Annotated in this window: 4 protein-coding genes and 1 pseudogene; 2 read left to right on the top strand and 3 right to left on the bottom strand. The window is 59.3% G+C overall.

The features are described 5' to 3' along the window. Positions 1–230: 230 nt before the first annotated feature. Positions 231–426: pseudogene (locus tag AXK12_RS09530) on the top strand (RNA-guided endonuclease InsQ/TnpB family protein); the annotation flags it as partial. 162 nt (positions 427–588) lie between these two features. Here the strand turns inward: AXK12_RS09530 and AXK12_RS09240 are convergent. Beyond that, complete coding sequence (locus AXK12_RS09240) at positions 589–1,497, bottom strand: glycoside hydrolase family 16 protein (RefSeq protein WP_068711214.1); 909 nt, start codon at positions 1,495–1,497, stop codon at positions 589–591. 146 nt (positions 1,498–1,643) lie between these two features. Further along, positions 1,644–4,613 carry a TonB-dependent siderophore receptor gene (locus AXK12_RS02570; protein WP_068711213.1) on the bottom strand — a complete coding sequence of 990 codons (2,970 nt, stop codon included), beginning with the start codon at positions 4,611–4,613 and terminating at the stop codon, positions 1,644–1,646. 307 nt (positions 4,614–4,920) lie between these two features. Here AXK12_RS02570 and AXK12_RS02565 point away from each other — a divergent pair, with 307 nt between their 5' ends. Next, positions 4,921–6,033, top strand: a complete 1,113-nt coding sequence (locus tag AXK12_RS02565) for a LacI family DNA-binding transcriptional regulator (RefSeq protein ID WP_068711212.1) — start codon at positions 4,921–4,923, stop codon at positions 6,031–6,033. A 9-nt stretch (positions 6,034–6,042) separates the two neighbouring features. Here AXK12_RS02565 and AXK12_RS09360 read toward each other — a convergent pair. Next, positions 6,043–6,464 (bottom strand): hypothetical protein (locus AXK12_RS09360; protein ID WP_231863496.1); only part of this gene is annotated, 422 nt, incomplete at its 5' end.

Below are 6,464 nucleotides of genomic sequence, written 5' to 3'. Positions count from 1 at the left end.
GGGGGGGGGGGGGGGGGTAGAAAATAGTATATTCGAATTAAAGAGCGTTACATATAAAAAACCAAGAAGGCGAAAGTTTCTCATCGTGTAACGATGAAATCCCGTCCTTACTCACTACGCATACACAAAGCCGCTGCGTAGCATTTTACCAAATAGCGCAGAAGCAACAGCTGAAATATCCAGAATCAACTGCGCAATGCCACGGTATCGCTGCGAGCAGGCAAGTGGTTTGTGTCGAATGTGGTTATAAAAACAATGCCGACATGGTCGGCGCGATAAATGTATTAAGGGCAGGACATGCCCAGCTCGCCTGTGAAGTGAATCCCAATGGGGGCCGCAGCAGGAACCCACCGAGGTGATCCAACAAAGCGACAACGCTTCGCTGGACGCGGTAGGAATCCCCCGTCTTTAGGCAGGGGAGGATAGTCAATCTGGCATGTCGGTCAGCGCAGCCGCCGCTGTCTCAAGGGAGTGAAGAACTCCGCCCCTGCGGTCGGAGCTTCTCCTCCACAAGCTAGGGGAGCCTTCGGCTCCATAGGACGATGACCTCGCTTGACCTCGCGGTTCACGGCAAGGCTTGCGCTTGGGTTAGTGGTCACCCCATACCCGCACGTAGTCGATGCGGTAGTCTTGAGGGAATTCGGTCGTGGCGTCGGGATACTTCGGCCAGTGCCCGCCCACGGCGAGATTCAGCAGGATGAATTGCGGCGTATCGTCAAAAACCCAGCGCGCCTCCTCCGGGAAATCAGCGGCCGTCAGCACGTGATACCGCTCCCCATCGACAAACCACTCAATCTGTCCGGGCCGCCACTCGACCGCAAAGACGTGATAGCCCGCGCTGAAATCCAGCGCCGCTTCGGCTGTGGCAACAGCAGGCGCAGTTCCTGCCCCGACTCCGCCCCTCAACGCGTCGCGTCGTGCATCCTCGCCCGCGTCTCCATCGGTATCGCGCTGCCCGATACGATAGTGCGCAGTCGTCTGGTTATTGCCGCCCGAGTATCCGGGGCCGTGAATCGTCCCGTAAACTTTATCCGGCTCGTGGCCGAGCGACTCCATGATGTCGATCTCGCCGCACTCGGGCCAGCCGCTCCGCTCAATCGTTTCGCCGAGCGTCCAAAAGGCCGCCCAAATCCCCTGCCCTTTCGGCAACTTTAGCCGCGCCTCAATCCGGCCAAATTTCTTTGCAAACTTTCCCTGCGTCTTAATCCGCGCCGAGGTGTAGCGCCCTTCCGAGTCGCGCAGTGCTCGAATCACCAGTGCACGCCCGTCGGTCGCGTCTGCATCCGCCACTACAAAGGAGTTTTCCCGCGAGTCGGTGTAACGCTGCAGCTCCGCGTTTCCCCAGCCGTGTTCGCCGAGGTCGTGCGCCCACTTGCTCGGGTCGGGGCCCGTGCCAATCGGCTGCGCAAACTCGTCCTGCCAAAGCAGAGTCCGCGCCTCGAGCGAGGTAGTCGGCGCGGCACTCTCCGTAGCGAACAGCATGCGCAACACAGTCATAGGTAGCACGATTAGTAAAACCGCTAGACCGACGAGAAGGGCACAGAGCCGCAGACTCGCCGAGCCGCAATCTTTAGTAAGCGGCTTGGACACCGATGTGACCCAAGCCGCATTTTTTGAAAAACGGAGCACGATTTATTCTCCGCTTAGAAGCTCACTCCAAACTCCAGACGCACGCTGCGGCCCGGCGCATAGATGAGCCCGTAGAGGTCGCGGTCATCTTGCAGGTTGTAGATATTGAGCTGCGCGTAGGCGGGACGCTGCGCGAGGTGGAAGGGATAGCGAAGCATCAGGTCGAGGTTGAGCCGCGCCTTATGCTTTAAAGTTATCAGCTTCCCCTTGCTGTCGGCCTGCTTTTGCCCGGACACGCTGATGCCCGAGAAGTACTCGCGCTCGCTCTCCCACTGGCCGCCAAAGCCGATTTCGAGCCCCGCAAGCGGGCCGCCCCAGCTATCGATTTTGTAATGCGACCAGAGGCTCACCGAGTGCTTCGGCGTGTCGTCGCGGCTCTGGCCCGCGCCCCAGCCAATCCCCGTCCAACTCGAGGTGTCGTTGGGGTCTGGATACACTTCTTCAATCGGGTAGCCAGTCAGTCCCCATTGACCGTCCGGGTAAAACCACGGGGCCCAGCGATTCTCGGGATACGGGTATTTGATGAACTTACCCGGCTGCGTGATGACGCGCTTCGTGTGCGCGTAGGTCACGATGAATTGCAGGTTATCGCTCGGCGTAATCAGGATCTGCGCATCCCAGCCTTCCGACTGGTCTTCTTGCTGCACGTAGGACTGCACACCGCCGCCGTCGCCGCGATCTTCCCAGCCGTTGTTCGTGTGTTCGTCGCTCGTGAAGAGCCAGCCCGTCCAGCCGCCAAGCTCTTGGCCGTTTGCGATCACTTGGTCGAGGTAGGCTGCGCCCTCACTCGTCGAGGCATTCACATACCAAGTCGGCACACCGCCCGTCGCCCGCTGGTAAATCGCGCCACTCGCCACCGCCGCATTCCACTGGTTAATGGCCGCCTCCGCCGCACCATTGCCACCATTCGCCCCGCCCGAAACAGTCGAGGGGCTAAAGTCGCTCAAGTTGTAAATGATGGGGCGCGTCGGGTCGAAGTTGCCCTTCAAGGTCGGCATCCACCACTGCCCAAAAGGCACGCCCGAGCGCTTAATCTTAAACTTGCTGATCGTCCCCGAGATACGGCCATTCGCTAACTCGATCTTTAGACCGATCTCCTTGCTCTTCGCCACAGTGGGCCCCAGCGGATCGCCCGCAGCGTCGCGCAGACCGTCGAAGTTCGGCTGAATCCCACTCGCCCGTAGCGCGTAAACGCTGAGCTGCGGCGTAATCTCCACCATCGCGCCAAACTGGTCGGTCGTATCGCGCGAGGCGGGGCGCCTCACCGCGCTCTCGCTCGCCGTCGGGTGATAAATGGACGCGGACACCGTGTTTTCGTTTTTATCGCTGCGCGCACCGCCGACCAAAATCAGCCGATTGTCCAAAAACTTCCCTTGATACACCGCGTAGTCGCCCGTGTTTCGCGCCGTGCTCGCGGTCCGATTAATCGCGACCAATGGCTGGTCCGCCGAGCCATCGCCCTGCCGCCCGTAGCGGATATAGGACGTATCGGTAGGCCGCTTGTAGTTAAACGTGTCGTTCGCAGTGCGACGCAGCGCGCTCTTGAGCTGCGCCTTCTCTGTCGAGCGGCCAAACAAGAAACTGTGAGAGTTCGCCAGCCAGCGACTCCGCCCCTCGAAAAGGGACAGCGCATAGTTAAGCTCCACGCGCACTTGGTCGCGGCGCGACTCCTCTTCAAAATCGCTCCACTGGTATTGGAAAACGGTGTTCGGGCTCTCCCCGAGCGCGAACTCTCCGCCCCCATTCGCCACATCAATCGGCAACACCGTAATCGTATCGCGCAGCCCGACCGGGCCCGCGTTTTGGCGCATCGACCCATTCACATCGCGCACATCGAAATCGACCTGCGAGTGATTGTAACCCGCGAGCAAGTTAAGCCCCGGCGCGAGCTCCTGCGATACCTGCACCCGCGCGTTAAACTGGTCGGACTCGCGATACGTGTCCGGCCCCGACCAGCGAAAGCGTCGCGGATCCTTCCCCGCGAACTGCACAAAGCCCGCGCTCTGCAAGCGGTCCGCCTGCCCAATGCCATCGACATCCGAACGCGCCCGCACGCTCAAGAACCCAAGCCCCTCCTCGCGCTGCTCGCCGATCTCTAGGTCGAGCAACACGTCCGTCTTCGCAAAGGGCTTCCACTCAAAACTCGGCGACACAAACCAATGCTCCTCATCGTAAAGCTCCGTCTGGTTCCCCGTCTTTTGCCACGCGCCCGTCAACCGGTACCCCAAGGCCCCCGACGCTCCGAGCGGCGCCGTCGTATCGACCCACGCGCGCATCAACTCGTGACTCCCGTAGGCGACTCCCACCTGCGACTCTGCCGCCTCCAAGTTCGGCGTTTTAGGCAAGTAGTTCACGATGCCGCCGAAATTCCCAATCCCGTAAAGCAAGGCCGCCGGCCCGCGAATCACCTCGATACGGCCGATATTGACCGAGTCGGTCGCGCTCTGCCGCCGATACCCATCGCGCAACACCACATCGGTAATGTAGCCGCGAATCTTAAACGTGGACTGCGTCTTGTTCGCCGTCGCGCCCTCAGGATTGTGCACCCCGCCCGCACCGTAAAACGCATTGGCCCCTTGGTCGTTTTGCGACTGGAGGATAATCCCCGAGCTATAGCGCAAGCTCTGCCGTAAATCGCTCGCACCCGTGTCCTTCAAAAACGACTCGGTGATCACCTCAATTGGCATTGGCAGCTCGCGAATCGGCGTGTCCAGCCGCGTCCCCGAAATACTGTTCGTCGCCCGATACCCCTTGTCCGCACTCGTGCTCACCGTAAACGGTGAGAGCACAAAGGCCTCGTCCTCGGCCGCTACACCCGAGCGAAGGGGACTACCCGCGTGGGCGATTTGATCGGGAGCACGGCTAAACTCATCAGCCGCAGCATCAGGCTCTTGGGCGAGCAGAACCGACGCACTCGGAGCAAGCGACAAGCCAAGTGAAAGTGCCAAAAATGCGGCACGTCCGACAGTCGGGGAAAACATCATAACGACAAGAAGGGGTTGGTTCGCTGGGGTTTAGGAGAGAAGAAACGCCTTCGTAAAAAGGCGTGTCACCTCCTCGAAATTCCCAATCCGATCTTCTCATCGTCAACTTAAAGGAATACACTTTGTTGCATTAAATTTTGGTCTAGAAAAAGTAAGTTAAATCATTATTTATTAGATATTTGAGAATTTTTAATTCTGTAATCTACCCTAGCAAATTAATGCAATTTTCTATTTTGTTGCATAAAATTTAGAGCTAAAAAACGCTATTAAACCTCCGCACTTTAATCGCCCTCCCTCCTCCTCGCCCATGCCCCGCCGACTCAACCAAGCCGCTCTCGCCAAGCAGCTAAACCTCTCGCGAGCCACTATCTCGCGCAGCCTCGCCGACCATCCCGCAATCAGCCTTGAAACTCGTCAGCGCGTCCGCGAGCTCGCCGCCGAACTCGGCTACTCGCCCTCCCCGGGGCGGCTCCGCCAACGCGATCCGCGCGCCGGAAAGTCAAACGGGCAAAATCGCACGGGACCCGGTCGCCGAGCTGCAAGCACGCTCACCGTCGGCGCGCTCATCGGCATCCCCAAGCACCCCACGAGCATGACGGTCTACTCGCAAATCGTCAGCGGCCTACGTGCCCGCGCCGTCACCGAGCGCGTCAGCCTCGATCTTTGCTACCAGCCTCCTGAAGAACTCGACGTCGAGCGAATCCGCCAAGGCGCGATGCGCCAAATCCGCGCCAATGCGTGGCGCGGCGCGCTCCTCATCCACCCCTTCCCCAGCGCAACCGTCACCGCACTCAAACGCTGCCTCCCGCTCGTCTCTCTCCTCGAGCGCTACGCCCAGCCCGAGGTCGACATTATCGACGTAGACGACGCGCCCGCCATCTCCCAACTCGTCCATCGACTGGCCACCGCAGGGCACCGCCGCATCGGCTTCGTGTCGTGGACTTATCCCGTCGCCGGAGGTTGGGTCGCCCGCCGCTTCAGCGGCTACGTCGAAGCCCTCTTTTCGCTCGGGCTCGAGTTTCGCCCCAAATGGGTGTTCAACGTTCACCAAGCCGCCGCCTCACTCAGTCCCACTGCCGTCAGCACAGCCGTTGCCCGGCTAATCGAGAAAGACCAAGTCAGCGCCTGGGTCTGCGCCGCCGACCATCAAGCCTACGGTCTCATCTCCGACCTCCACGCACGCGGGCTGCGCGTGCCGCGCGACTGCTCAGTAACCGGCTTCGATGGGCTCCCACCGCCGGAATCACTCACGCCCGCCGAGAGACTCCCACGCGTAACCTCGATGGCCGTCCCTCACGAACAAATCGGCGCAGCCGCCCTCACCCGCCTCGTCAACCGGATCGCAAACCCGAGCGCCCCCTACAAAAAAACCCTCGTCGACCCACAGCTCATCGAAGGTGAAACCCTCGCGAGCCTGTAATCACCAAATTTAAGGCACTAAGCATCCCCTCTTTCGCCGAGAGGCGGCTATGCCGACTCCCAGGGCAGCGAAGATTTGCCCGTAAGTGCCGGGCTCGGGGATGGGAGTCCACAGGTTGTATGTAGGCACGATGAGATCATATTGAGTCCACTCGCACCACCAATGCTTACCCGGCCAGTAATGGCGAACCTCCATTAATTCTCCATTTACATCGATGGTAACACTCCGGAGTTTTCCCCAATTATTAGTACCCTGGTGCCCAGCAATACGATTATTCCCAAGATTCTTGATTACCAAATAGCCATCCTCGGCTATATTTAATTCATCAAAAAATAGAGTCTTACCTTGAACCCCATTAAAATCAATCACGCCAACATGATCTAAGGAATTATCTACCGTAATTTTGTATATTCCCCCGCCTGCCTGCCCCT

It is taken from the genome of Cephaloticoccus capnophilus (genome assembly GCF_001580045.1).
Lineage (GTDB): Bacteria > Verrucomicrobiota > Verrucomicrobiia > Opitutales > Opitutaceae > Cephaloticoccus > Cephaloticoccus capnophilus.
Note: the sequence above shows the minus strand (reverse complement) of the source record. Positions and strands in the feature narration are given on the sequence as shown.